At 46.9% G+C, this 2905-nt stretch carries 4 protein-coding genes; all 4 read left to right on the forward strand.

Annotation, left to right across the window (positions count from 1 at the left end; translation table 11 throughout):
* On the forward strand, positions 1-378 hold a 378-nt coding region (locus KDK19_RS19925), incomplete at its 5' end, for a FimV/HubP family polar landmark protein (RefSeq protein WP_306801376.1).
* 133 nt (positions 379-511) lie between these two features.
* Positions 512-1315, forward strand: coding sequence for a tRNA pseudouridine(38-40) synthase TruA (truA, locus tag KDK19_RS19930; protein WP_257281502.1), 804 nt, complete (start codon positions 512-514; stop codon positions 1313-1315).
* A gap of 138 nt (positions 1316-1453) precedes the next feature.
* Positions 1454-2374, forward strand: a complete 921-nt coding sequence (locus tag KDK19_RS19935) for a hypothetical protein (protein ID WP_257292713.1) — start codon at positions 1454-1456, stop codon at positions 2372-2374.
* Positions 2375-2390: 16 nt separating this feature from the next.
* A partial coding sequence (locus KDK19_RS19940) for a hypothetical protein (protein ID WP_257292714.1) occupies positions 2391-2905 on the forward strand: 515 nt, incomplete at its 3' end.

A 2905-nucleotide genomic window follows, 5' to 3' on the forward strand; every position in this document is an offset into this window, starting at 1 on the left:
GTCAGGGATGATGCTTCTCAGGCTTTTGATGGGCTGGAACTGTCGTCAGAGTCGGCAGCAACTGCTCAGGAAGAGAATTCAGCTTCAGTCGATGATCTGGATGTTCCGGGGCTCGAATTGGATGAAGTCGGTCTTGATGCGGAAGAAGAGTCTCTGGGTCTTGGTGATGGGCTGCCGGATTTGGAATCAGTTCTGGAAGATGATGATCTGGACTTCCTTTCTGATGATGATGAAGCGGCAACCAAATTGGATTTGGCAAGAGCTTATATTGACATGGGTGATAATGAAGGGGCCCGGGATATTCTGCTTGAGGTGCTGGAATCTGGCAGCGACGAACAAAAGCAGGAAGCTCAGGCATTGATGGAGCAAGCGGGTTAACAGACTTTAATCATGACAGACAAAGCCCGGAATAGACCCACTCCGGGCTTTTTATTCATCTTTCTACCCCTACCAATTCTTTCTGCCTCCTGATAAATTTCCCTCCTTTTACTGAATGGAGTGAGTGTTTTTCATGCCGCGATTAGCTGCCAGTGTTCAATATGATGGTTCCCGCTACCACGGTTGGCAAAGTTTGAAGTCAGGGCTTCCCTCGGTTCAGGCTGCTGTAGAAAAGGCGTTGTCAAAAGTAGCCAATCATCCTGTCGCTGTCGTTTGTGCAGGAAGAACGGATGCCGGTGTGCATGGTTGTAACCAGATTATTCACTTTGACACTGAGTCAGTTCGTAGTGGCTACGGCTGGACATTTGGTGGGAATTCCAACTTGCCGGATGACATCACCTTCAACTGGGTCCAGCCTGTCAGTGAAGACTTTCATGCTCGCTACTCTGCTTTGTGGCGCAGATATCGCTACATAATTCTTAATCGCCCGGTGAGACCTGCTCATCTGCCCAGAGGTGTCACCTTTTACTACCGTCCACTGGATGTAGAGTGGATGAATATTGCCGGGCAGTACCTCATGGGTGAACATGACTTTGATTCTTACCGTGCGGTGCAGTGTCAGGCGAAACATGCGGTTCGTGAAATTCAGCACCTGAATGTTTACAGGCATGGCGATATGGTTGTGATAGATGTCAGGGCGAATGCGTTTCTTCATCATATGGTAAGAAACATCACGGGTGTTCTTCTGGAGATTGGTGCCGGTAGAAAGCCACCTGTCTGGGCAAAAGAAGTGTTGGATGCCAGAAGTCGTTCTGAAGGGGGTGTTACAGCAAAGCCCCATGGTCTTTATTTTGTCGATGTAGGTTACCCTGCAGAGTATGAACTGCCAAAAAGTGAACCGAACCCTTTCTTTGTAGCTTCGGCGCTGCCCTGGTGACCCGGAGGTTCCTTGACAACCCGGTGTCCTGTGGGGTCTGTTATTGAATAGGGCATCTGGCTTTATCGATTAGTATCCTTTACAGCCGCGAAAATGCTTTTTCGTTCATGGCTATTTTAAGGCAACCAGGGATGGGTGATGAGAAAACGACATATGTCTACAGTAGGCTTTATTGTCTTCGTTGCAGCTCTATTGGTGTTGAGTGGATTCACTCGGGCCGGATCACTGGAATGGGGCGGTCAGGAGGAGGGGGTCTGTCTGCAGGAGGGTTCGAAGGAGCGAGACCAATGGAGTCAGAATATTAAAAAAAAGTTTAACTGGCTGCCTCACTTCAGCGGTGGAAGATTGGCCTATTCCCGGTCTTGTGATCAGGACAAAATGCAAGACTGGGAGGTAGATGAAGATGAGGTGGTTTCTGGTGAAGGCAGAAGGCTGAATGTTTTCCGATGGCGCAAGCAGTTCCATCCATTAACGTCAGAGCGCAAATTTGGTGTCCTTTATCCGGTTCGGTATCTGCAGCAACGTTTGAGCTTTCAATTCAGAGATAGTCGCTACTGTCTGGTATTGAACAAGAATAAGCGCTTTGAAAGCCTTTCCTGGGAGCAGTGTCTGCAATCTGTCGACACTCGCTGGTTATTCGATCTGCCAACTGATCCTGGTGAGGATGGGTTGATAGGTCTGGCAGGAATTGACAGTAATCAAGATGGTGTTCGTGATGATGTTGAACGGTTTATTGAGAGAGCATTAGGAGGTTCTGAAAAGGAGAGGAAAGCTGCTCTGTCATTTGCCAATAGTCTCCAGAAAGAGTTGATAAGCGCATATGACCAAAACACAGTGATAGCTCTTGAACCAGAAACAGGTGCCGCATTGGACTGTATGTCATTTGTTTTGGAGGATAAGGCAACAAAGTTTCTCTTGGAGTTAGAAGCAAAAACATACAATACGTCAGAGAGATTGAGGGCATGGAACAAGCTAAACAGTTACTTCAGTGGTATGACATTCACTTTGACTGATGATTTGGAGAGTCAATGTAACTTTAAACGTGAACAGCAGAACTAAATATTCAGGGAAGAATATGAAAAATTATTTGATAGTGCTGCTTTTGCTAGCGGCTTCAATAGTGAATGCAAATGAATGTCAGGTTTTTCCACCCGAATTGGCTCTTTACTACGGTAATGGGATGTTTAATAGTCAAAAAGCTGCTCGAGAGTCAAGGAATAGCTTAATTCGACTGATGAGAAATCAGCTGCCCGGCTACAGGATCAACTATAAGCTTTCTTATAACTACAATGAAAACCCTGTCGATCAAGTACTCGAAGTGTCGAGACAAAGGCTGCTGCTGGATTACAGTAGTTTTTTACTGTGGCTTTCAGGGGTGGAGTTGGCGCCTGAATGGTTCCGGGAAGGGTTGGAGCTGATTGTAACCGGCTATGATGCGTTCAGTTACCTGTTCGACAGTGATCTTCGCAGGCATATCAGTCAATACACGCAAGACATCAACCAATGCCGGAAGGTTTTGCTGGTGGCTCATTCTCAGGGGAACTTTTATGGTAATGAGTCCTGGCGTTCGGTTTATCAGACTTCGACTGC

The organism is Endozoicomonas sp. ONNA1 (assembly GCF_024606325.1).
Lineage (GTDB): Bacteria > Pseudomonadota > Gammaproteobacteria > Pseudomonadales > Endozoicomonadaceae > Endozoicomonas_A.